Raw genomic sequence first — 21,569 nt, 5'->3', positions numbered from 1 at the left:
CGGCCTCAGTGCTCACCGGCACCCCCTCGTGTTCTGTGCCGCCCCGTCGAGTCCCTTTCGGGGCAGGCCGGTTGGTATCGGGACATCACACCGCTGACCAGCGGCCGACGGTGGTGTGCGCGTCACTCTACGGGGATCCGGCACGGTGGCGGCAACCCGCGTCCCGGTCTCCGCGCGGGGCCCGGACCGGGGCGGAGGGCCCGCGTCGCCGCCACCGGGTCTGTCCCGGGCCCGGTGGGCTCTGGCAAGCTGCCAGGGTGTTCGACGCGACCGCTGATCCCGCAGCCGAACGGGCCCGCTACGACCGGGCCACCGCCCATCTCGACGCGCCGCTCGCCGTCGTCGATCTGGCGGCGTTCGACGCCAACGCCGCCGATCTGGTGCGCCGCGCCGGCGGCAAGCCCGTCCGCGTGGCCAGCAAGTCCGTACGCTGCCGTGCCCTGCTGGAACGCGCGCTGGCGCGGGAGGGGTTCGCCGGGGTCATGGGCTTCACGCTCGCCGAGTCGCTGTGGCTGGCCCGCTGCGGGTTCGGCGACGTCCTGCTCGCCTATCCGTCGGCGGACCGGGCCGGTTACGCCGAGCTGGCCTCCGACCCGAAGCTGGCCGCGGCCGTGACGGTGATGGTCGACGACCCCGCGCAGCTCGCCCTGATCGACGCCGCCCGCGGCGGCGGGCGCGAGGAGATCCGGGTCTGCCTGGAGCTGGACACCTCGCTGTGGCTGCTGGGCGGCCGGGTACGGATCGGCGCGCGGCGCTCGCCGCTGCACTCCCCCGCCCAACTGGCCGATCTGGCCCGGTCGGTGGCGCGCCGGCCCGGCTTCCGGCTGGTGGGGCTGATGGCGTACGAGGGGCACATCGCGGGCGTGGGCGACGCCCCTCCCGGGCGCCCGCTGCGCGCGCGGGCGGTACGGCTGATGCAGTCGGCCGCGCGGCGCGAGCTGGCCCAGCGGCGCGCGGCGGCGGTACGCGCGGTGCGGGCGGTGGCGCCGGACCTGGAGTTCGTCAACGGCGGCGGAACCGGGAGCGTGCAGCACACCGCCGCCGAGGAGGCGGTCACCGAGATCGCCGCGGGCTCGGGGCTGCTGATGCCCCGGCTGTTCGACAACTACACCTCGTTCTCCGGCCGCCCCGCGGCACTGTTCGCGCAGCCGGTGGTGCGGCGGCCCGGGGTGGGCGTGGTGACGGTGCTCGGCGGCGGCTACCCGGCCTCCGGCGCGGCGGGCCGGGACCGGCTGCCGGTGCCGTATCTGCCTGCCGGGCTGCGCTACGACCCGGCGGAGGGGCCGGGCGAGGTGCAGACGCCGCTGCTCGGACCGCCCGCCGACGACCTGCTGATCGGCGACAAGGTGTGGTTCCGGCACGCCAAGGCCGGGGAGCTGTGCGAGCGCTTCGCGGCACTGCACCTGGTCGAGGGCGACCGGGTGGCGGCGACGGTGCCGACTTACCGCGGCGAGGGCCGCACCTTCCTCTGAACCACCCGGACTTGCGCTCCCCGGCCCTCCCGCATCCGGGCACCCGCCGTGCCGGGGGCGGGAGGGCCGGGCTCAGATCTCCATGCCGGGGCCGCCGGCGGCGCGGACGCCCGCCACGATCCGGTCCATCTCGCCGGGGTCCGGGGCCTCGGCGTGGATGTCGAAGCCCAGGCGCATCACCAGCATCCGGCCGCTGCCGTCGGGGGCGGGGAAGACGACGGACTCCACGTACGCGTCGGGCTCGAGCTCGTTGGCGATCCGCCAGCGCACCCGGTGGCCCTTCTGCCCCGCGACGGTGACCTCGCCGGAGGCGACCACCTCGTGCTCCTCGATCCCGCCGTAGCCCTTGGCGTCGTAGGACTCCTCGGCGTTGCGGGCGACGTCCGCCTCGGCCATCGCCCGCGGGCCCGCCCCGGTGAGGTCGTCGGCGGGCCGCAGGGAGACCCCGGCGCGGACGCAGGTGAGGGAGGTGTCCCCGGGGCAGGGGTAGGAGCCGGAGGACAGCCAGATCCCGCTGTCGGTCTCCGCCTCGTTCCAGCCCTCGGGGACGGGGACGCTGACGCCGTTGACGCGGTCGACCGCGGTGCCGGGGGTGTCGTCGTCCGCCTTCCCTCCCGGGTCCTCGTCCGGTTCCTCCTCTTCCGGCCCTCCCTCCGGCTGCCCGCCGGGCGTCTCGCCCGCGCCGGCGGTGGCGTCGGGCCGCGCCCGGTGGTCGCCGGAACCGCCGGAGCCGCCGAGCAGGAGCAGTCCTCCCGCCAGAAGCGCGCTCACCACGAGCGCGACGGCTATGACGGCGGCCACCAGCGGGCCGCGCGAGGGCCGCGCCTCCGGATCCCGCGGGAGGGGGGCCGTCCGGCCGTACGGGGTGTACGTGTCCCCGGCGCCGTACGGGGTGTACGTGTCGTGGGTGCCGGCGCCGGTGGTCCGGGTGTGTTCGGTCCAGGCCGATCCGTCCCACCAGCGCTCCGGCGCCGGGCCTGGACCCGTGTGCCCGGGGTCCGCGTACCAGCCGGGCGGTGTCGTCATGCTCACGGCGTGCACAGTAGCGGCAACCGGCGCCCGGGAGGGCCGGTGCGCCCCCAGCGGCCGCGGCGGGGTGACGTGCGTCCCGGCATGCCGCCGTCCGCCGGGGGTTCGGCGGCGCCGGCGGGCCGGGGCCGCGGCGGCGCGCGCCGGTCAGGGCTGCGGAGCGGCCGACGCCTCGGCCAGCGCCGCGCCGAGCACGGCCGGCGCCTCGGCCAGCGAGGGTCCGTACCAGGTCAGGTGCCGTCCGCTGACGAGGGCCGCGGGCAGTCCGGGGAACGCCTCGGGGCCGTCACCGGCGGTGAAGCGGTACGGCTCGTCGGGCAGCACCACGAGGCCGGCCCGGCCCGGCTCGTTCAACTCCCCGATCCCGACGCGCGGATAGCGTTCGGTGTGGCCGGCGTAGGCGTTGCGTACACCGAGGCGGGCCAGGAGGTCGCCCGCGAAGGTGTCCCGGCCCAGCACCATCCACGGCCGCCGCCAGACGGGCACCACGGCGGTGGCGTCGGCGGCGGGCCGCACCGCGCTCCATGCCTCCTCGGCCTCGTCCAGCCAGGCGGGCCGGGGCAGCCCGCATCCGGCGGTGAGCACCCGCTCCAGCTCGGCGAACGCCTGCGGGAGCGTGCGGACCTCGGTGACCAGCACCTCGATGCCCGCGCCGCGCAGGGCGGCGAGGTCGGCGGGGCGGTTCTCCTCCTCGTTGGCGACGACCAGATCGGGGCGGAGGGCCGCGATCCGCTCCAGGTCGGGATTCTTGGTGCCCCGCACCCGCACCACGTCCAGACCGGGCGGATGGCTGCACCAGTCGGTGGCCCCGACCAGCAGATCCGGCCCGGTGGCGGCGACGGCCTCGGTCAGGGACGGCACCAGCGAGACGACCCGGCGGACGGTGCCGGTCACGGCCGTACCGCCACCGTCGGCTCGTGCCGCACGGGGAAGGCGACGGAGCGGGCGATGAAGCACACCGCCCCGACCTCGCCGTGCAGGGCCAGGGCCTTCTCCCGCATCGGCTCCTCGGCCACGTACACCTCCGGCCGCAGCACCACCTCGGTGAACCGCCCGCCGCCCCCGGCGCCGTCCATGGTCATGGTGCCCACCGGGCGGTCGGTGTAGCCGGTGACCACCACGCCCGCGGTCGCGCACAGGTGCAGGTACCACAGCAGATGGCACTGGGAGAGGGAGGAGACCAGCAGTTCCTCGGGGTTCCAGCGGGCCGGGTCGCCGCGGAAGGCGGGGTCGGCGGAGCCGGGCAGGGGCGGTCTGCCGCCGGCCAGGACCTCGTGGTCCCGGCTGTACGCCCGGTAGTCCCGCGTCCCGGCTCCGAGGTTCCCGGTCCACTGCAGGGTGAGCTCGTAGCGGTGGGTGGCTGCCATGCGGCCAGCCTAGGCCCGGCTCCCCCGCCGCGGGGCCCGGCTGTCCGACCGGTGCGGCATGATCGGTGCGTGACCACGCGACGCACGATGCTCCTCGACACCGCTTCCCTGTACTTCCGTGCCTACTTCGGGGTCCCCGAGTCGGTCAGGGCGCCCGACGGCACGCCGGTCAACGCGGTGCGCGGGCTGCTGGACTTCATCGCCCGCCTGGTGCGCGACCACCGCCCCGACGACCTGGTCGCCTGCATGGACAACGACTGGCGGCCGGGGTGGCGGGTCGAGCTGATCCCGTCCTACAAGGCGCACCGGGTGGTGGAGGAGTCCGAGCGGGGTCCGGACGCCGAAGAGGTGCCCGACACCCTCTCCCCGCAGATCCCGGTGATCGAGAAGGTGCTGGACGCGGTCGGCATCGCCCGGGTCGGCGCGGACGGCTACGAGGCCGACGACGTCATCGGCACCCTCGTCCGCCGGTCCGGCGGCCCGGTGGACGTCGTCACCGGCGACCGCGACCTGTTCCAGCTCGTCGACGACGTGCGCGGGGTGCGGGTGCTCTACCCCGTCAAGGGCATGGGCGACCCCATGGTCGTCGACGAGGCGGCCCTGCGGGAGAAGTACGGCGTGGCGAGCGGAGCGGCGTACGCGGACCTGGCCCTGCTGCGCGGCGACCCGAGCGACGGGCTTCCGGGCGTGGCCGGCGTCGGCGAGAAGACCGCGGCCCGGCTGCTGGAGTCGTACGGCGATCTGGACGGCATCCTGGCCGCCGTCGGCGACCCCTCCTCCGCTCTGACGCCCGCGCAGCGGCGGAAGCTGGAGGCGGCGCGGGAGTACCTGACCGTGGCGCCGAAGGTGGTGCGGGTGGCCGGGGACGTGGCGCTGCCGGAGTTCGACCCGGCGCTTCCGGCCGAGCCGCTGCACGCCCGGGAGCTGGAGGAGCTGGCCGGGCGGTGGGGGCTGGGCGGATCGCTGCGGCGGCTGCTGGACGCCCTGGCGGGATGAGCTCCCGGTCCGCCCGGACGGACCGGGCGGACCGGGCGGGCCGGGCGGATCGGACCGGCATCCCGTAAGGTTAGGTATACCTAACTTCACGAGGAGAGTGCCGTGGCAGACCGTCCGACCCGCCGCACGCCCCGCCTGAACCGGGCCCGGGTGGTGCGCACCCGCCGTCTGTCCCCGGGCATGGTCCGCGTGGTGCTCGGAGGTGGTTCCCTGGCCGGCTTCCCGGTCGGCGCGTTCACCGACCACTACGTCAAGCTGCTGTTCCCCGCCGAGGGCGTGCGCTGTCCCGAGCCGTTCGACCTGGCCGCCATCCGCGCCCGTCTGCCGCGCGACCAGTGGCCCGTCACCCGCACGTACACCGTGCGCGCCTGGGACGCGGAGGCGTGCGAACTGACCTTGGACTTCGTCGTCCACAGCGACGAGGGGCTGGCCGGGCCCTGGGCGATGCGCGCCGAGCCGGGCGAGGAGGTCCTCTTCCTCGGCCCCGGCGGCGGCTACCGCCCCTCCCCCGAGGCCGCCTGGCACCTGCTGGTGGCCGACGAGAGCGCGCTGCCCGCCGTCGCCGCCTCGTTGGAGGCGGTCCCGGACGGGGCGCCGGCGAAGGCCCTCGTCGAGGTCGCGGGCCCGCGGGAGGAGCAGGAGCTCGCCCTGCCCCCGAACGCCGAGCTGCGCTGGCTGCACCGCGGCGCCGGGCGGGTGGGCGCCCGTCTGATCGAGGCGGTGCGCGCACTGGACTTCCCGCCCGGCGACGTACAGGCGTTCGTCCACGGTGAGGCGGGCTGGGTACGGGAGGTGCGCCGCCATCTGCGCACCGAGCGGGGTGTGCCGCGCGAACGGCTGTCGGTCTCCGGCTACTGGCGCCTGGGCCATGACGAGGACGGCTGGCAGGCGTCGAAGCGGGAGTGGAACGCACAGGTGGAGGCGGAGCAGGAGGGTGCTCCGAAGGCCGGCGCGGCCGAGGACTGACGCGACCGGGGGCTGACGCGGCCGAAGACTGACACGGCCGAAGACTGACGCGGGGCGAGCGGACACTCCCGGCCCGGCACGCGGCGATGCCGCCCGCCGGGCCGGAGCGTGCTCCCGGGGCGGCGAACCGTGCCGGTGTGTCAGCCGACGGAGGTGTACGCCACCACGCCGCGCAGCACCTTCTCGGACGCCTTGCGGGCGTTGCGCGCCACCGTGCCGCCCTCGGGCGCCGCCGCGGCGATCTGGCCGAGCACGTCGACCAGTTGCTTGCACCAGCGCACGAAGTCGCCGGCGGGCATCTCGGCCTCCCGCAGCACCGAGTCCAGGCTGTCGCCCTCCGCCCAGCGGTAGGCGGCCCAGGCGAAGCCGAGGTCGGGCTCGCGCTGGCCCACGCCCTCGGACTGGTTGATCCGGTGCTCCTCCTCCAGGGCGTCCAGCCGGCCCCAGATGCGGACCATCTCGCCCAGCGCCTCCTTGGCCTTCCCTCCGGGCAGCACCGGCTGCAGGGCGTCGTCGGAGGAGCGCGCCTCGTACACCAGGGCCGAGGCGCAGGCGGCCAGTTCGGTCGGGGACAGGCCCTCCCAGACGCCCTCGCGCAGGCACTCGCTCGCCAGCAGGTCCAGCTCCCCGTAGAGCCGGGCCAGCCGCCTGCCGTCGTCGGTCACCTCGTCGCCGCGCAGGTAGCCCAGGTCGGACAGGAGCGCGTAGACGCGGTCGAAGGTGCGGGCGATGGTGTTGGTGCGGCCCTCGATGCGGCGTTCCAGTTGCCGGGTGTCGCGCTTGAGGCGGTGGTAGCGCTCCGCCCAGCGGGCGTGCGCCTCGCGCTCGTCGCAGCCGTGGCAGGGGTGGGCGCGGATGGCCTTGCGCAGCCGTGCGATCTCGGTGTCGTCCGCGGCCTCCGAGCGCTGCCTGCGGCGGGTGTGCCCCGGCTCGTGGTGGCCGGCCTTGGTCCGCAGCGCGGAGGCCAGGTCCCGGCGGGACTGCGGGCTGCGCGGGTTGAACGACTTGGGGATCCGCATCCGCTCCAGCGGCTCGACGGGCACGGGGAAGTCCATCGAGGCCAGCCGCTTGACCTGCCTGGCGGCGGTCAGCACCAGCGGGCGGGGGCCGTCGTGGTGGTCCCAGCCCCGGTGGCCGTGGCTGCGCCCGGCCGGGACGCCCGGGTCCAGGACGAGTGCCAGACCGGCGAACTTGCCGGTGGGCACGTGGATCACATCGCCCGGCCGCAGCTTCTCCAGCGAGTCGGCCGCCGCCGCGCGCCGCTGGAGGGCGCCCTGGCGGGCCAGTTCGGTCTCACGGTCCTTCAGCTCGCGCCGCAGCCGCGCGTACTCCTCGAAGTCCCCGAGGTGGCAGGTCATCGCCTCGCGGTAGCCCTCCAGGCCCTCCTCGTTGCGCTGCACCCTCCGGGAGATGCCGACGACCGCGCGGTCGGCCTGGAACTGCGCGAAGGACGTCTCCAGCAGTTCGCGCGAGCGGTGCCGCCCGAACTGCGAGACCAGGTTGACCGCCATGTTGTACGACGGGCGGAAGGAGGAGCGCAGCGGGTAGGTGCGGGTGCCGGCGAGCCCGGCCAGGGCGCCCGGGTCCATGCCGCGCTGCCACAGCACCACCGCGTGGCCCTCGATGTCGATGCCGCGCCGTCCGGCGCGTCCGGTGAGCTGGGTGTACTCGCCGGGGGTGATGTCGACGTGCTGCTCGCCGTTCCACTTGACCAGCTTCTCCAGCACCACCGACCGGGCGGGCATGTTGATGCCCAGGGCGAGGGTCTCGGTGGCGAAGACGGCCTTGACCAGGCCGCGGACGAACAGCTCCTCCACGACCTCCTTGAAGGTCGGCAGCATGCCCGCGTGGTGCGCGGCGATGCCCCGCTCCAGGCCCTCCAGCCACTCGAAGTAGCCCAGTACGTGCAGGTCCTCGTCGGGGATGGAGGCGGTGCGCTCCTCCACCAGCTCGCGCACCCGCGCCCGTTCCCCGGCGTCGTTCAGCCGCAGTCCGGCGTACAGGCACTGCTGTACGGCCGCCTCGCAGCCGGCGCGGCTGAAGATGAAGGTGATCGCCGGGAGCAGTCCCTGGGAGTCGAGCTGGTCGATCACCTCGGGGCGGCTGGGCGTCCAGATCCGGCTGCGCTGGCGCCGCTCGCGCTCCCGGTCGGCCTCGCGCACCGGCTTGCCCCGGCGCCGGTCGCGGAAGGCGGGCAGGCGGCTGTTCTCAAGCTGGGCCATGCGGAGCAGGTCCGGGTTGACCTCGCGCCGGCCGTTCTTCTCCTCGAACAGGTCGTACATCCGCCGTCCGGCCAGCACGTGCTGCCACAGCGGCACGGGCCGGTGCTCGGAGACGATCACCTCGGTGTCGCCGCGGACGGTGTCCAGCCAGTCCCCGAACTCCTCGGCGTTGGAGACGGTCGCCGACAGGGACACCAGCGTCACCGACTCGGGGAGGTGGATGATGACCTCCTCCCAGACCGCGCCGCGGAACCGGTCGGAGAGGTAGTGCACCTCGTCCATCACCACGTAGCCCAGGCCCGCGAGCGCCTGCGAGCCGGCGTAGAGCATGTTCCGCAGGACCTCGGTGGTCATCACGATCACCGGTGCGTCGGAGTTGATGCTGTTGTCGCCCGTCAGCAGGCCGACCCGCTGTGCGCCGTGGCGTTTGACCAGGTCGTTGTACTTCTGGTTGGACAGCGCCTTGATGGGCGTGGTGTAGAAGCACTTGCGGCCCCGGGCGAGGGCCAGGTGGACGGCGAACTCGCCCACGATCGTCTTGCCGGATCCGGTGGGCGCGGCGACCAGCACGCCCTTGCCGGCCTCCAGTGCCCTGCACGCCTCGATCTGGAACGGGTCCAGTTCGAAGTCGTACATCTCGCGGAAGGGAGCCAGAGCGGTGGCCTGCTCGGCGGCGCGGACCCGGGCGGCGGCATAGCGCTCTGCTGGGGACATGTCCTCGGTCATCGTACTTACGAGCCTACCGGCCGTCGCCGACAGAACACCGGTCTTTACGGCCCGGCGGGCTCCGGCGCCAGCACCCGTACCGCCCCCGGGACCGCCTCGACCGTGAGCGGCAGCGGCCCCAGCGGCTCGCCGTCGGCGTAGCCGGTCACCGTCTCCCCGGACGTGGCGGCCTCCAGGGTCACCTTCGCCGCCCGGTGCATGGTGACGGCGGGGTGGGAGAGGTGGGTGCCGCGGTAGACGCGCGGGAAGACCCGCAGCAGGGTGGTGCGGGTGCACTCCCCCACCACCGTGACGTCCAGCAGGCCGTCGTCGAGACGGGCGTCCGCGCAGATCCGCATGCCTCCCCCATAGGAGGGGCCGTTGCCGACGGCGACCAGCGTCGCGTCGATCCCCAGCGGCGGGCCGTCGTCGAGCGTGACGCGGTACGGGACCGTCCGCAGTCCGGCCAGTTCGGCCAGCATCGCCACGTCGTAGCGCAGGCGCCCGGCGGGCCGGCGCATGCGGTTGGCGCGGTCGTTGACGCGGGAGTCGAAACCGGAGGCCAGCACGCTGCCGTACCAGCGCCCGCCGACCCGGCCGAGGTCGATTCGCCGGCTCCGCCCCTCCTTGAGCGTCCGCGCGATCACCCGTCCCGCCCCGGCCGGGTCGCGGACGGGCAGGCCCAGGGCGCGGGCGATGTCGTTGCCGGTGCCGACGGCGACGACGCCCAGCGGCGTGTCGGTGCCCGCCACCGCCTGGAGGGCGAGGGAGGCCATGCCGTCCCCGCCCACGGCGACCAGCGCGCCGGTGCCGCCGCGCACGGCCTGCCGCGCCCGGGTGAGCGCGTCGTCGGCGTCCGCGCCGACGACCGTGCGCACCGAGAAGCCCGCCTCACGCAGGGCGCGTGCGGCGGGCTGGGCGGCTCCCGCACCGCGGCCCTGGCCGGCGGTGGGGTTGACGAACAGGGTGATCTCGCTGGTCACGCGCGGACCATACCGGCTCAGGTGGCGTCGTCGTAACCGTTGCGCCTGGCCGGGCCGTCCTCGGGGGTGCTCTCGGGCAGTGCGGAGGGGGCGTCGACGGGCTCGATCGCGCCGACCTTCTCCGGGGTGTGGTCGAGCGGGGACGCCTCGTCGTCGCTCAGTCCGGCGTAGGGGTCCTTGCGGCTGCGGCGGCGGTCGTTGAACAGGGAGATCCCGACGGCGATGAAGTACAGCAGCACGATCGGCGCGGCCAGGGCGCCCATGGTCAGCGGGTCGCCGCTGGGGGTGGCGACGGCGGCGAAGAGGGTGATGGAGACGACCATGACCCGCCACCAGCCCAGCAGCCTGCGGCCGGTGAGGACGCCGCCGAAGTTCAGCATCACCAGCACCAGGGGCAGCTCGAAGGCGAGCCCGAAGACGATCACCATCCGCGTGATGATGTCGAGGAGCTCGTCCAGCGGGACGAGGTTGCCGGTGCCCTCGGGGGTGAACTCGATCAGGGTGGCGGCCATCGTCGGCAGGACGATGTAGGCGAGGTAGGCGCCGCCGAGGAAGAGCGGCACGCCGGCCGCGACGAAGGAGCGGGCGTACTTCTTCTCGTGGCTGTGCAGGCCGGGGGCGAGGAAGGCCCACAGCTGGTAGAGCCAGACCGGGCAGGCCAGCACCATGCCGGTGGTGAGTCCCACCTTGAGCATGAGGGTGAAGGGCGCGATCACACCGCTGATGGTGATCTCGGCACAGGCCTCGCCCTCCTCGGCGGCCCGGCCGAAGCCCGCGGTGCAGCCGACGGCGTCGCGGAGCGGCTCGGTGAGGAAGTCGGCGATCTGCTTGTAGTACACCAGCCCGACGACGGTGACGGCCAGGATGGCCAGCACCGACTTCATCAGGCGGTTGCGCAGCTCCCGCAGGTGCTCCGCGAGTGGCATGCGCCCCTCGGGATCCCTCTGCGGCTTCCCCTGTCTGCGGGCGGACTTGAGCAACCCACGTCCTCGATGTCAGTGGCGGTGTGCCGGGTGTCTGGGCTCGGGCGGCACCGGGCCCGTCACCGGGCCTGGGTCCGGATCAGTTCTTGGTGGTCTGCTGGCCGGGCTCGTTCACCGGGCGGGAGCTGGTGACGTCGCCGGGCGCGGCCTGGATGGTCTTGGGCGCGGCCTGCTGGGCGGAGGCGTCCTGCTGGGCGGCCTCGTTCTCGCTCTCCTTCTTCATGGCCTTGGCCTCGCTCTTGAGGATGCGGGCCGACTTGCCGAGCGAACGGGCCATGTCGGGGAGCTTCTTGGCGCCGAACAGCAGCAGGACGACGAGGAGGATCAGTACGATCTCCATGGGCCTCAGGTTGCCGATCATGTGCCACTACCTTCTCGCCGGGGCGGCGGTATCCGTGCCTGCCCTACTGATTCGGACGGGCTTCCTCGTACTGGTGCGCTGGCAGCGATCGTAACCCCGGGGGGTGAACGCGGGGCAATGCCTCCGCGTCATCCCGGTGCCGCTCACGGACGCAGCGCGTACGCCGTCTTGAAGGGTACCGCCCCGGGCTCCGGACATGGAGGGGGCGACGCCCGGCAGCCGCCCCGGGGCACCCCGCCCGCACCCGCCCGTGTCCGGTTCAGCGCTCGACGCGCGCCCGTGCGGCCAGGGGGGTCGCGGCCCGCTCCAGGTCCTCCGCGGCCCTGGCGACGCGCTCGCAGCCGTCGCCGACCGCGCGGGCGAAGCGCCGTACCTCCAGTCCCACCCGGACGGCGAGGACGCCGAGCACGGCGATTCCGCAGAAGGCGAGCGTGAGGAAGAACATGGGCCAGAGCATGGGGCGAGCGTAGTGGACGGCCGCGGCCGGAGCGGGGAGGCCCCGGCCGGGCGGGCCCGGACCGGGCCGGGGCTCAGTCGCCGTACGCCGCCAGCGCCGCCCGCGCCGCGTCCCGGGCGCTGTCGGCCAGTTCCCGCGGGGAGACGATCCGGCCGTCGCGGCCCAGCCGCAGGGCCAGGCGGCGCAGGGAGGCCGGGTCGGGGGCGCGCAGGGTGATGCGCAGACCGCCCTCGGGCAGCTCCTCGGCGCTGTCGTGCGGGTAGTACTCGGCGACCCAGCGCCCGCCCGGCCCCACCTCGATCACCACCTGCGGATCCTCGGCGGAGGGCTGGACCAGCCCTTCGGACAGGTCGCGCAGCTCCACCGGCGGAGGGTCGGAGGGCTCGTCCAGCAGCCTGATCTCGGCCACCCGGTCCAGCCGGAAGGTGCGGTGCGCCTCGGACAGGCGGCACCAGGCCTCGACGTAGGTGTGGCCGACGGCGAACAGCCGGATCGGGTCGATCTCGCGCTCGGTCAGGGTGTCGCGCGTCGGCGAGTAGTAGCGGATCCACAGCCTGCGGCGCTCGGCGATGGCCCGGTCGACGTCCGCGAAGACCCCGCCCTCGGACTCGAAGGTGACCGACAGCCGGGAGCTGGCCCCGGCGCTCTCGCCCGCCGCCGCCTCGATCTTGGCGGTGGCGCGCTGGAGGGCCTCGCGGTCGCTCTCGCGCAGTCCCGGCAGGGTGGCGACGGCCCGCGCGGCCACCAGCAGGGCGGTGGCCTCGTCAGCGGCCAGCCGCAGCGGCTCGCCGGTGCTGGAGCCCACCGCGTCGGCGTTGTGCCACCAGATGCGCTCGCCGTCGGTGTCGATGTCCAGCAGGTCCCCGCCGCGGAAGCTGGTGCCGCACATCGGCAGGACGTGGAGGTCGGAGATCAGCTCGTCGGTGGTGATGCCGAAGGCGCGGGCGACGTCCTCGACGCGGGCGCCGGGCCGCTCGCGCAGATACGTCACCAGGGACAGCATCCGGCGGGTCTGGTCGATGGCGTTGGTGGCCATGTCGGTGGTGCCTCTTCCCTCGCGTTCCCTCAAGCCCTTGCCGGCCCCGTGCGGACCTGCGCGGTCCTGCTCCGGGCCCGTCGGCCCCTGGCGGGGCCCGTCATCCCTTGGCGACGGCGCGCAGCCGGTCCACCACGTCGGCCCGCAGCTCGGCGGGCTCCAGCACGACCACGTCCGGCCCGAACTCCACCAGCCAGGCGTCCAGCCCGTGGCCGTAGGGGATCTCCAGTTCGTCCCAGCCGTCCCCGGCGTCGCGCACCTCCGAGGCCCTGGCCCGCAGCGGGTAGCCGGCACCCTGCCGCAGCCGGATGCGGGCGGTGGCGGTGGCGATCTCCCCGGCCCATCGCTCGACGGTCTCGCGGACGGTGACGTGGTCGGGCACCTCGGCGGTGTAGGCCCCGGCGCGGGAGCGCACCGGCCCGGTGATGCGCGACAGCCGGAAGACCCGCTCGGCGCCCCGGTCGCGGTCGTGGCCCGCCAGGTACCAGTGGCCGCGCCAGCACTCCAGCGTCCACGGCTCCACGTGGCGGGTCTCGGGGCGGGCCGCGTTGGACTTGCGGTAGGCGAAGGTGACCGGTCGCCGGTCGCGGCAGGCGAGCATCAGCGGTTCGAAGGCGGCCTCGCGCACGGGGATGCGCGGCTCCAGGGCGCTGTGGCCGCCGTACGGGTCGTCCGCGCCGGTGTCGGCCAGCGGCATCCCGGCGGCGCGCAGCTTCTGCAGGGCGCCGCTGGCGGCCCCGGCCAGCCGGGCCTGCTGCCAGACCTTGGCGGCCAGGGTGAGGGCGGCGGCCTCCTCGGCGTCCAGGGCGACGGGCGGGAGGCGGTTGCTGTCGCGGCGGGCCTGGTAGGCGATCTCGCCCTCCAGGTTCTCCACCGTCTCGATCACCAGGCCGAGCTCGCGCAGATCGTCCTTGTCCCGCTCGAACATCCGGTTGAAGGCGTCCTCGCCGCCCCTGCCCGAACCCCCGCCGACCTCCAGGTACGCCTCGATCGACGCCCGCAGCTCGCGCTTGGTCAGCGGGCGCCGCGTCCCCAGCAGGCACAGCGCCAGATTCATCAGCCGCTCGGCCTTGGCAATGGCCATCGACGCCCTCTCTCGTACTTGTCCCGACCGTCGACCGTACCGCTCCGGACGGGCCCGGTACAAAGCCCGGGCCCCCGCCGTGCGGCGGGGGCCCGGGCCGGTGTTCCACCGGTCTCAGACGGAGACCAGGTCGCAGACGAAGATGAGCGTCTCGCCCGGCTTGATCCGGCCGCCGGCGCCCCGGTCGCCGTACGCCATGTGGGGCGGGATGATCAGCTGGCGGCGCCCGCCGACCTTCATGCCCTGCACGCCCTGGTCCCAGCCGGAGATGACCTGGCCGACGCCGAGCTGGAAGCGCAGCGGGGTGCCGCGGTTCCAGCTCGCGTCGAACTCCTCGCCGGTGGAGAAGGCGACGCCCACGTAGTGCACGGAGACGGTGTCGCCGGCCTTGGCGACCGGTCCGTCGCCCTCCCAGATGTCCTTGATCTCCAGGTCGGCCGGGGGCTCGCCGCCCGGGAAGTCGATCTCGGGCTTGTCGATGCTCACGAAATTGCTCCTACGAACTTTTCCATCGGTCAACCGGGCCAGTCTCGCAGACCCGGCGGACCGCCGCCGTCGGAGACCGTCAGACCTTGCCGACGATGTCCACGACGAACACCAGCGTGTTCTCGGCCAGCTCCGACTGCGGGTTGCTCCCGTAGGCGAGGTCCGGCGGGATGACCAGGAGGACGCGGTCCCCGACCTTCTTGCCGACCAGGGCGTCGTCCCAGCCCTTGACGACCTTGCCGGTGCCGATCTGGAAGGCGGTGGCGCCGCCGTGGTCCCAGGAGGAGTCGAACTTCTTCCCGTCCTCCCACTTGACCCCGGTGTACTGGGCGATCAGGCCGTCGCCGGCCTTCACCTCGGGCCCGTCGCCCTTGATCAGCACCTGCTGCTTCAGCTTCTCGGGGGCCTTCTCGCCCTTGGGGACGGTGATGGTGGCGGCCTTCTGCCCGTCGGCCTTCACCTCGGGCATGCCCTCCTCGGCGGCCGCCTGCTCACCGTCGGCCTCGGCCTTGGCGTCGGTCTTGGCGGAGGCGACGGCGTCGATCACCCAGACCATGCTGTCGCCCCCGTCGATCCCCAGCTGCGGATTGATCGAGTCGCCCATGATCGCCTCGGCGGTGCCCTCGATCAGGACGCGGCTGCCGGCCCGCTCGCCGATCAGGGAGCGGGTGACCGGCTCGGGAAGCCCCTGTGCCTCACCGAGACGGAGGACCTCCTGGCGGCGGGCGTCGCCCGCGGAGGCGCCCTCGGGCTGCTGTTTCCAGGTGTTGATCAGCTCCTGGCCGTTGCTGGTCATCAGGATGTCGACGCGGACGAAGTCGCCCTCGGCGAGCTTGTCGCCCTTGCCCTCGGTGACCGTCCGCGTGGCGGCCTCGTCGGGGGCCTCGGCGTCCTCGGCGACGGTGACCTTGGGCTCCTCACCGATCTTGCCGGAGACCTTCGTGGCGGCCTCGGAGGAGCCGTCGGAGCCGTCGGAGCCGCACGCCGCGGTGAAGAGCATGGCGGGCACGACCAGGGCCGCGGCGACGCGGCGGCCGACCTTCGCCAGGGGGCGGGGGTGTGGGGGGCGTCCCCCTCGAGATTGCAGCATCAGTCCAACTCGTGGTGTAGGAGGTGTCCGGGCGTTCCGGGCGTGTCCGGCCACTCTACGGGCCGCCCGGCCCACCTCCCACAACTCGCGGAAGGACCGATTTCGTTCCCGGCCCCGGGACCGTGCCGGTGTGCCACGGTCCCGGGCGCGCCTGCCGCCGGGCTCACATACCGGCGATGAGCTTCTCCACGCGCTCGTCCACCGAGCGGAACGGGTCCTTGCACAGCACCGTGCGCTGGGCCTGGTCGTTCAGCTTCAGGTGCACCCAGTCCACCGTGAAGTCGCGGCGCTGCTCCTGGGCCCGGCGGATGAAGTCGCCGCGCAGCCGGGCACGGGTGGTCTGCGGAGGCACGGACTTGCCCTCGAAGATCTTGACGTCGTTGCAGATCCGGGCCGCCTGCCCCTTCCGCTCCAGCAGGTAGTACAGCCCGCGGCGGCGGTGGATGTCGTGGTAGGCGAGGTCTATCTGGGCGACCCGGGGGTGGGACATGGTGATGTTGTTCTTGGCCCGGTAGCGCTCGATGAGCTGGTACTTCATCACCCAGTCGATCTCGGTGTTGACCTTGTCGAGCTCCTGGGTGCGGACCGCCTCCAGGGTGCGGCCCCACAGCTCCAGCACCTGGTCCACCACGCCCGTGCGGATGCCCCGGCGCTCGCAGAAGTCGGCGGCCTTCTCGTAGTACTCCTGCTGCACCTCCAGCGCGGAGGCCTCGCGCCCGTTGGCCAGCCGGACCTTGCGCCGGCCGGTGATGTCGTGGCTGACCTCGCGGATCGCCCGGATCGGGTTCTCCAGGGTGAGGTCGCGCATGACCGTGCCGGCCTCGATCATGCGCAGCACCAGATCGGTGGCGCCGACCTTGAGCAGCATGGTCGTCTCGGACATGTTGGAGTCGCCGACGATGACGTGGAGGCGGCGGTAGCGCTCGGCGTCGGCGTGCGGCTCGTCGCGGGTGTTGATGATCGGCCGGGACCGGGTGGTGGCCGAGCTGACGCCCTCCCAGATGTGCTCGGCGCGCTGGCTGACGCAGTAGACCGCGCCGCGCGGGGTCTGGAGCACCTTGCCGGCGCCGCAGATGAGCTGCCGGGTCACCAGGAACGGGATGAGGACGTCCGCCAGGCGCGAGAACTCCCCGTGCCGGGCCACGAGGTAGTTCTCGTGGCAGCCGTACGAGTTGCCCGCCGAGTCGGTGTTGTTCTTGAACAGGTAGACGTCGCCCGCGATGCCCTCCTCGTGGAGGCGTCGCTCGGCGTCGACGAGGAGTCCTTCCAGGATGCGCTCGCCGGCCTTGTCGTGGGTGACCAGCTCGGTCACGTTGTCACACTCCGGAGTGGCGTACTCCGGATGCGATCCCACGTCGAGGTAGAGGCGGGCGCCGTTGCGGAGGAAGACGTTGCTGCTGCGGCCCCATGACACGACACGGCGGAAGAGGTACCGCGCCACTTCGTCAGGAGACAGGCGCCGCTGTCCCCGAAACGTACACGTGACGCCGTACTCGTTCTCCAGCCCGAAGATTCGGCGGTCCATGAATGAACTTTACGCCTGATGCCCGGTTTTGAAACCGGCTCCGGCGCCCCCGTTCCGATCGCTTTCCATCCGGGCGGCGGCATCGGGAGACGGGGTGCGGACCGGGGCCGGGAACCGGGCGGGAGCCGCCAGGACCCGCCGGGTGGCCAGCAGGACCAGCAGCGCGGCCAGGCCGCCCGCACCGGCGACGAGGAAGCCCGCCGGAGCCCCGCCCCACTCGATCACCGGGCCCACCACGGCCGTCCCCGCCGCGGCTCCGACACCGAAGGACGTCACCAGCCAGGAGAACGCCTCCGTGACCGTGCCCGGCGGCGCGTGCCGGTCCACCACCACGAAGGCGCAGGCCAGCGCGGGGGCCAGGAAGAGCCCTGCGACCCCGGTCAGGAAGGTCATCGCCACGGGGCCCGGCGCCAGCGCCAGCGGCAGGTAGCCGGCCGCCAGGGCGGCCACCAGGGCGCGCAGCCGGGCCTCGGGCTCCCCCGCCCAGGTCCGGGCTCCGTAGGCCAGGCCGCCGACCAGCGCGCCGGCTCCCAGCGCCGAGAGCAGATAGCTGGAGATCAGTTCGTCGCCGTGGCCGTCGGCGTAGGCGACCGCGGCAACGGCGATCGTCCCCAGGGCGAGGCCGACGAAGAAGAACGAACCCAGCAGGGCGAGCAGACCGCCGGAGCGCAGGGCGCCCAGCCAGTGCGCCTCGCGCGGTTCGGAGCGCCAGCGGCGGGAGGGCGGCGAGACGACCACGGACAGGGCGCCGAGCACCCCCAGGGCGTTGATCACCAGCAGGGCCGCGGCCTCGCTCCAGAGGGCCACCAGCACCGTGACGGCCAGCGGACCCAGGGTGAACATCACCTCCTGGGCCACCGCGTCCAGCGCGTAGGCGGCGTGCACCCGGTCGGGGCGCTTCAGGACGGACGGCCACAGGGCGCGCAGGCCGCCCTCCAGGGGCGGGGTGAACAGACCGGCGACGGCTACCGCCGCGTAGGCGGCGGGCAGCGGCTCGATGCCGGTGAGGGCGAGGGCGGCCATGCCCAGACCGGAGAGCAGCGCGGCGGGCAGCATCACCCTCGGCTGGCCCCACAGGTCCACCGCACGGCCCAGCAGCGGCTGGCCGACGGCGTTGGACAGCCCGTAGACGGCCGACAGCGCGCCCGCCAGGGTGTAGCTGCCGCCTTCCGCGCGGGTGAACAGCACGATCGCCAGGGCGGCGGTGGCGTTCGGCAGCCGGCCGACCAGGGTGCCCGCGAGCAGCCGCGCGGCGTGCCTGGCGCGCAGCAGTTCGGCGTAGCCCGTCGCCATGGATGGTCTCCTCTTCCCCGGACTCCTCCGGCGACCTGAGAGTGTTACGTATAACCCGCTCCGTCATACGTACCATGAGTCAGCCCCCCGGTCCATGCCGGCCCCGGGTGCCGCCCTGCCTGCCCTGCCCGCCCTGCCCGCCCGTACCGCCCGTACCGTCCGCCCGCTCCGGGAGCCAGCCAGTGCCCATCGACCGCCCCCGGCCCACGAGCCGGGACGTGGCGCGTGCCGCCGGGGTCTCGCAGGCGGCCGTCTCCCTGGTGCTGGGCGGCAAGTGGCGCGGCCGGGTCTCGCCGGGCAAGGCCGAGGCGGTGCGGGAGGCGGCGCGGGAGCTGGGCTACCGGCCGAACCTGGCCGCGCGCAGTCTGCGACTGGGGCGCACCCGGACCGCGCTGCTGGTCGTCCCGGCGCTCACCAACGAGTTCTTCGCCCGGGTCCACGCGGGCGCCGCGCGAGTGGCCGCCGAGCACGGCTTCGGGGTGGTGCTCTACCCCTCGCCGGAGGGCGTCGGCCCGGCCCGGGACCCCTTCGACTCCGCCGGGGCCGCCCTCGACGGCGTGATCGCCTCCTCGATGGCCTCCGAGGCGCTTGCGGCCCTGCGCTCCGGCGGCGAGCTGCCCCTGGTGATGCTCGACAGCGGGCCGGAGAACACCCAGGCGGCGGCCACCGTCAACCTCGACATCGCCGACGGCATGCGGCAGGCGGTGGCGCATCTGACGGGACTGGGCCACCGCCGGGTGGCCCACATCGCCGCGGCGGTGGACTCCTGGACCTTCCAGGTGCGGGCCGCGGCGCTGGCCGAGGCTCTGGCCGCGGCCGGCTGCCCGCCGCCGCAGACCTGGACGGCCGCCCTGGACGTGGCCGCCGGGGCGCGTGCCGCCGCGCAGGCGCTGGCGGCGGTCCCCCGGCCGACCGCGCTGGTGTGCGACGACGACGTGCTCGCCGCGGGCGCGTGCAAGGCGGTGCGGCGGCTGGGGCTGAGGGTGCCGGAGGACGTCTCGGTGACCGGCTTCGACGATCTGGCGCTCGCTCGGGCGGTCGAGCCGGAGCTGACGACGGTACGGCTGCCCGCCGAGGACGCGGGGGCGGCTGGAATGCGGGCTCTGCTGGCCGTCCTGGACGGCCGGAAGGAGGGCGCCGTCCTGGACGGCCGGAAGGAGGGCGCCGTCCTGGACGGCCGGAAGGAGGGCGCCGTCCTGGACGGCCGGACGCGGGAGGCCGGCGGCTCCGGAGTCCCCGCCAGGGTGACCACCCTGCCGGTGCGGCTGACCGTGCGGGGCTCCACCGCCCCGCCCCCGGACTCGCCCGTGGGCCCCGGCGGACGCTGAGCGCGGCCGGGGCCCACGGGACGGTCCACGGAGTGGGCGGGGATGTGGGGGCTACTCCTCGGAGGCGGAGGACTCCCCCGAGGAGTCTCCGCCGGACGCCTCCCCCGCGGACGCGGAGGTACCGCCCTCCTCCAGCAGCCGGGAGAGCTGCCGGCCGAGCACCCGCTTGAACTTGCGCTGCTGGGGCCTGGTGCGGTCCAGGACGGCGACCTCCAGCTGGTCGGCGGTGAGGGTGCGCTCGCCGCCGTTGCTGTCCCGGCTCAGGGAGCCCACCGCCAGTTTGAGGGCCTCGGCCAGGGTCATCCCGTCCCGGTGGCGCTGTTCGAGGTAGTTGCCGATCTGGTCGGAGTTGCCGCCGACCGCCACCGAGCCGTGCTCGTCGACGATCGAGCCGTCGTGCGGCAGCCGGTAGATCTGGTCGTCCTCGGGGCCCTCCCCGACCTCGGCGACGATCAGCTCCACCTCGTACGGCTTCTCCGCCGCGCTGGAGAAGATGGTGCCCAGGGTCTGGGCGTAGACGTTGGCCAGGCCCCGCGCGGTGACGTCCGTGCGGGCGTAGGTGTAGCCGCGCAGATCGGCGTAGCGGACACCGCCGATGCGCAGGTTCTCGAACTCGTTGTACTTGCCCACCGCCGCGAAGGCGATCCGGTCGTAGATCTCGCTGACCTTGTGCAGCGCCCGAGAGGGGTTCTCGGCGACGAACACGATGCCGTCGGCGTACTGCAACACGACCACGCTGCGGCCGCGCGCGATGCCCTTGCGGGCGTACTCGGCACGGTCCGCCATGGCCTGCTGGGGTGAGACATAGAACGGCGTCGACACCGGCTATCGGTCCCTTCCTGATCTAGAGCACAGGGGCCTGGGGCCCGTTGGGCGACTGGAGCCGGCCGTCGTGCACCGAGCGGGCGATCTCGGCGACCTCCTCCTCGGTGAGCCTGCGGAAGCCGTCCTCGGTGATCACCGTGACGACGGGGTAGATCCGGCGCACCAGGTCGGGTCCGCCGGTGGCGGAGTCGTCGTCGGCGGCGTCGTAGAGGGCCTGGACGACGACCGTGGCCGCCTGCTGCTCGCTGAGGTCGTCGCGGTGCAGCTTCTTGAGCGAACCGCGTGCGAAGACCGAGCCGGAGCCGACCGCCGCGAAGCCCTGCTCCTCGGAGCGCCCGCCGGTCACGTCGTAGGAGAAGATGCGGCCCCTGTCCCGGTCCACGTCGTACCCGGCGAACAGCGGGATCACCGCCAGCCCCTGCATGGCCATGCCGAGATTGCCGCGGATCATCGTGGACAGGCGGTTGGCCTTGCCCTCCAGGGACAGCTGGGTGCCCTCGACCTTCTCGAAGTGCTCCAGCTCCAGCTGGAAGAGCCTGACCATCTCCACGGCGAGCCCGGCGGTCCCGGCGATGCCGACGGCGCTGTACTCGTCGGCCGGGAAGACCTTCTCGATGTCCCGCTGGGCGATCATGTTGCCCATCGTCGCGCGCCGGTCGCCGGCCAGCACCACGCCGCCGGGGAAGGTGACCGCGACGATCGTCGTGCCGTGCGGCGCCTCGACGGCGCCCTTCACGGGCGGGAGCGGGCGGTTGCCGGGGAGCTGCTCGGGCGCGTGCTCGGACAGGAAGTCCATGAACGAGGACGAGCCCGGCGTCAGGAAGGCAGCAGGCAGACGCCCTGTGCTACGGGTGTTGGCTTCCACACGTTTCCTTCCACCAGATCGTGAGACCGGATCTTGAGAATCCTGCACGGACCTTACCCGTGGCGGCGGATGTCATCCGTCCCGCACCCCCGCGACGGCGGGGGTGCGGGACGGACGGGCACGCCCTACTCGCCGCCCTTCTGCACGAAGGAGCGCACGAAGTCCTCGGCGTTCTCCTCCAGCACGTCGTCGATCTCGTCCAGCACGGAGTCCACCTCGTCCGACAGCGCCTCCTGGCGCTCCTTGAGGTCCTCCGAGACCTGCGCGTCCTGCGCCTGCTCGTCGACCTCCTCGGTGGAGCGTGCCGCCTTCTGCTGACCGCCGCCGGTGTCCTTGGTCGCCATATACCTCACCCCGCTCGGTTGGACGGTACAAGATCAGACCCTACAAGCCGGGCCTGACATCGGCTCTTCTCGTGCCGGTGGCGCTTCTCTGCCGTACCACTGCCGCGCCGCCGCCACAGACGTTCGGAAGCCATCTCCATGATTCCCTCATC

Annotated in this window: 21 protein-coding genes; 4 read left to right on the top strand and 17 right to left on the bottom strand. The window is 73.7% G+C overall.

Annotated features, from left to right (window positions below):
- Positions 1 to 257 precede the first annotated feature (257 nt).
- Positions 258 to 1,472: an amino acid deaminase/aldolase gene (locus tag QPK52_RS22360; protein WP_410539241.1), complete on the top strand. Its 1,215-nt coding sequence runs from the start codon at positions 258 to 260 to the stop codon at positions 1,470 to 1,472.
- A gap of 72 nt (positions 1,473 to 1,544) precedes the next feature.
- On the opposite strand, the gene QPK52_RS22355 is transcribed toward QPK52_RS22360, so the two are convergent.
- The 3 genes from QPK52_RS22355 to QPK52_RS22345 form a co-directional block, all read right to left on the bottom strand.
- A complete protein-coding gene (locus QPK52_RS22355; RefSeq protein ID WP_410540442.1) occupies positions 1,545 to 2,498 on the bottom strand; it encodes a DUF2510 domain-containing protein in 954 nt (317 codons plus the stop codon).
- A gap of 150 nt (positions 2,499 to 2,648) precedes the next feature.
- Entirely contained in the window at positions 2,649 to 3,395 is a 747-nt protein-coding gene (locus QPK52_RS22350; protein ID WP_410539239.1) for a helical backbone metal receptor, read from the bottom strand.
- Entirely contained in the window at positions 3,392 to 3,868 is a 477-nt protein-coding gene (locus QPK52_RS22345) for an OsmC family protein (RefSeq protein ID WP_093662383.1), read from the bottom strand. Before QPK52_RS22345 ends, QPK52_RS22350 begins: the two co-directional genes overlap by 4 nt.
- A gap of 87 nt (positions 3,869 to 3,955) precedes the next feature.
- Here QPK52_RS22345 and QPK52_RS22340 point away from each other — a divergent pair, with 87 nt between their 5' ends.
- Both QPK52_RS22340 and QPK52_RS22335 read left to right on the top strand, forming a co-directional pair.
- On the top strand, positions 3,956 to 4,864 hold the full coding sequence (locus QPK52_RS22340; RefSeq protein WP_410540441.1) for a 5'-3' exonuclease H3TH domain-containing protein: 909 nt from the start codon (positions 3,956 to 3,958) through the stop codon (positions 4,862 to 4,864).
- A gap of 102 nt (positions 4,865 to 4,966) precedes the next feature.
- A complete protein-coding gene (locus tag QPK52_RS22335; protein WP_410539237.1) occupies positions 4,967 to 5,830 on the top strand; it encodes a siderophore-interacting protein in 864 nt (287 codons plus the stop codon).
- Between the two features lie 140 nt (positions 5,831 to 5,970).
- Here QPK52_RS22335 and QPK52_RS22330 read toward each other — a convergent pair whose 3' ends face one another.
- The 11 genes from QPK52_RS22330 to QPK52_RS22280 form a co-directional block, all read right to left on the bottom strand.
- Positions 5,971 to 8,778 carry a DEAD/DEAH box helicase gene (locus tag QPK52_RS22330; protein ID WP_410539235.1) on the bottom strand — a complete coding sequence of 936 codons (2,808 nt, stop codon included), beginning with the start codon at positions 8,776 to 8,778 and terminating at the stop codon, positions 5,971 to 5,973.
- A 44-nt stretch (positions 8,779 to 8,822) separates the two neighbouring features.
- Complete coding sequence (locus QPK52_RS22325) at positions 8,823 to 9,740, bottom strand: diacylglycerol kinase (protein ID WP_410539234.1); 918 nt, start codon at positions 9,738 to 9,740, stop codon at positions 8,823 to 8,825.
- Between the two features lie 17 nt (positions 9,741 to 9,757).
- Entirely contained in the window at positions 9,758 to 10,666 is a 909-nt protein-coding gene (tatC, locus tag QPK52_RS22320) for a twin-arginine translocase subunit TatC (protein ID WP_410539233.1), read from the bottom strand.
- A gap of 136 nt (positions 10,667 to 10,802) precedes the next feature.
- Positions 10,803 to 11,084, bottom strand: a complete 282-nt coding sequence (tatA, locus tag QPK52_RS22315) for a Sec-independent protein translocase subunit TatA (protein ID WP_410539232.1) — start codon at positions 11,082 to 11,084, stop codon at positions 10,803 to 10,805.
- Between the two features lie 259 nt (positions 11,085 to 11,343).
- A complete protein-coding gene (locus tag QPK52_RS22310; RefSeq protein WP_410539231.1) occupies positions 11,344 to 11,541 on the bottom strand; it encodes a hypothetical protein in 198 nt (65 codons plus the stop codon).
- 73 nt (positions 11,542 to 11,614) lie between these two features.
- A complete protein-coding gene (locus tag QPK52_RS22305) occupies positions 11,615 to 12,577 on the bottom strand; it encodes a helix-turn-helix transcriptional regulator (protein ID WP_093662367.1) in 963 nt (320 codons plus the stop codon).
- A gap of 100 nt (positions 12,578 to 12,677) precedes the next feature.
- Positions 12,678 to 13,661, bottom strand: coding sequence for a helix-turn-helix transcriptional regulator (locus QPK52_RS22300; RefSeq protein ID WP_093662365.1), 984 nt, complete (start codon positions 13,659 to 13,661; stop codon positions 12,678 to 12,680).
- Between the two features lie 114 nt (positions 13,662 to 13,775).
- The gene (locus QPK52_RS22295) at positions 13,776 to 14,147 is read right to left on the bottom strand and encodes an FKBP-type peptidyl-prolyl cis-trans isomerase (RefSeq protein WP_093662363.1); all 372 of its coding nucleotides are present in this window, start codon (positions 14,145 to 14,147) and stop codon (positions 13,776 to 13,778) included.
- Between the two features lie 79 nt (positions 14,148 to 14,226).
- A complete protein-coding gene (locus tag QPK52_RS22290) occupies positions 14,227 to 15,237 on the bottom strand; it encodes an FKBP-type peptidyl-prolyl cis-trans isomerase (RefSeq protein WP_410539230.1) in 1,011 nt (336 codons plus the stop codon).
- Positions 15,238 to 15,400: 163 nt separating this feature from the next.
- A complete protein-coding gene (pafA, locus tag QPK52_RS22285) occupies positions 15,401 to 16,762 on the bottom strand; it encodes a Pup--protein ligase (RefSeq protein WP_410539229.1) in 1,362 nt (453 codons plus the stop codon).
- Positions 16,763 to 16,771: 9 nt separating this feature from the next.
- Positions 16,772 to 18,055: an MFS transporter gene (locus QPK52_RS22280; protein ID WP_410539227.1), complete on the bottom strand. Its 1,284-nt coding sequence runs from the start codon at positions 18,053 to 18,055 to the stop codon at positions 16,772 to 16,774.
- Positions 18,056 to 18,237: 182 nt separating this feature from the next.
- Between QPK52_RS22280 and QPK52_RS22275 the strand changes: the two genes are divergently transcribed.
- Positions 18,238 to 19,383 carry a LacI family DNA-binding transcriptional regulator gene (locus QPK52_RS22275; protein WP_410539226.1) on the top strand — a complete coding sequence of 382 codons (1,146 nt, stop codon included), beginning with the start codon at positions 18,238 to 18,240 and terminating at the stop codon, positions 19,381 to 19,383.
- 51 nt (positions 19,384 to 19,434) lie between these two features.
- On the opposite strand, the gene prcA is transcribed toward QPK52_RS22275, so the two are convergent.
- The 3 genes from prcA to QPK52_RS22260 form a co-directional block, all read right to left on the bottom strand.
- Positions 19,435 to 20,205: a proteasome subunit alpha gene (gene prcA / locus QPK52_RS22270; protein WP_410539225.1), complete on the bottom strand. Its 771-nt coding sequence runs from the start codon at positions 20,203 to 20,205 to the stop codon at positions 19,435 to 19,437.
- Positions 20,206 to 20,227: 22 nt separating this feature from the next.
- Positions 20,228 to 21,073 carry a proteasome subunit beta gene (prcB, locus tag QPK52_RS22265; RefSeq protein WP_410539224.1) on the bottom strand — a complete coding sequence of 282 codons (846 nt, stop codon included), beginning with the start codon at positions 21,071 to 21,073 and terminating at the stop codon, positions 20,228 to 20,230.
- A gap of 125 nt (positions 21,074 to 21,198) precedes the next feature.
- Positions 21,199 to 21,417 carry a ubiquitin-like protein Pup gene (locus QPK52_RS22260; RefSeq protein ID WP_093662349.1) on the bottom strand — a complete coding sequence of 73 codons (219 nt, stop codon included), beginning with the start codon at positions 21,415 to 21,417 and terminating at the stop codon, positions 21,199 to 21,201.
- Positions 21,418 to 21,569 lie beyond the last annotated feature (152 nt).

The organism is Streptomyces sp. KL2, from assembly GCF_046529545.1.
Lineage (GTDB): Bacteria > Actinomycetota > Actinomycetes > Streptomycetales > Streptomycetaceae > Streptomyces > Streptomyces radiopugnans.
Note: the sequence above shows the minus strand (reverse complement) of the source record. Positions and strands in the feature narration are given on the sequence as shown.

Excerpts from the sequence above, each read along its gene's own strand:
- QPK52_RS22355 (WP_410540442.1), bottom strand. The coding sequence starts at position 2,498 with ATGACGACACCGCCCGGCTGGTACGCGGACCCCGGGCACACGGGTCCA.
- QPK52_RS22345 (WP_093662383.1), bottom strand. The coding sequence starts at position 3,868 with ATGGCAGCCACCCACCGCTACGAGCTCACCCTGCAGTGGACCGGGAAC.
- QPK52_RS22340 (WP_410540441.1), top strand. The coding sequence starts at position 3,956 with ATGCTCCTCGACACCGCTTCCCTGTACTTCCGTGCCTACTTCGGGGTC.
- QPK52_RS22330 (WP_410539235.1), bottom strand. The coding sequence starts at position 8,778 with ATGACCGAGGACATGTCCCCAGCAGAGCGCTATGCCGCCGCCCGGGTC.
- tatC (WP_410539233.1), bottom strand. The coding sequence starts at position 10,666 with ATGCCACTCGCGGAGCACCTGCGGGAGCTGCGCAACCGCCTGATGAAG.
- tatA (WP_410539232.1), bottom strand. The coding sequence starts at position 11,084 with ATGATCGGCAACCTGAGGCCCATGGAGATCGTACTGATCCTCCTCGTC.
- QPK52_RS22310 (WP_410539231.1), bottom strand. The coding sequence starts at position 11,541 with ATGCTCTGGCCCATGTTCTTCCTCACGCTCGCCTTCTGCGGAATCGCC.
- QPK52_RS22305 (WP_093662367.1), bottom strand. The coding sequence starts at position 12,577 with ATGGCCACCAACGCCATCGACCAGACCCGCCGGATGCTGTCCCTGGTG.
- QPK52_RS22300 (WP_093662365.1), bottom strand. The coding sequence starts at position 13,661 with ATGGCCATTGCCAAGGCCGAGCGGCTGATGAATCTGGCGCTGTGCCTG.
- QPK52_RS22290 (WP_410539230.1), bottom strand. The coding sequence starts at position 15,237 with ATGCTGCAATCTCGAGGGGGACGCCCCCCACACCCCCGCCCCCTGGCG.
- pafA (WP_410539229.1), bottom strand. The coding sequence starts at position 16,762 with ATGGACCGCCGAATCTTCGGGCTGGAGAACGAGTACGGCGTCACGTGT.
- QPK52_RS22280 (WP_410539227.1), bottom strand. The coding sequence starts at position 18,055 with ATGGCGACGGGCTACGCCGAACTGCTGCGCGCCAGGCACGCCGCGCGG.
- QPK52_RS22260 (WP_093662349.1), bottom strand. The coding sequence starts at position 21,417 with ATGGCGACCAAGGACACCGGCGGCGGTCAGCAGAAGGCGGCACGCTCC.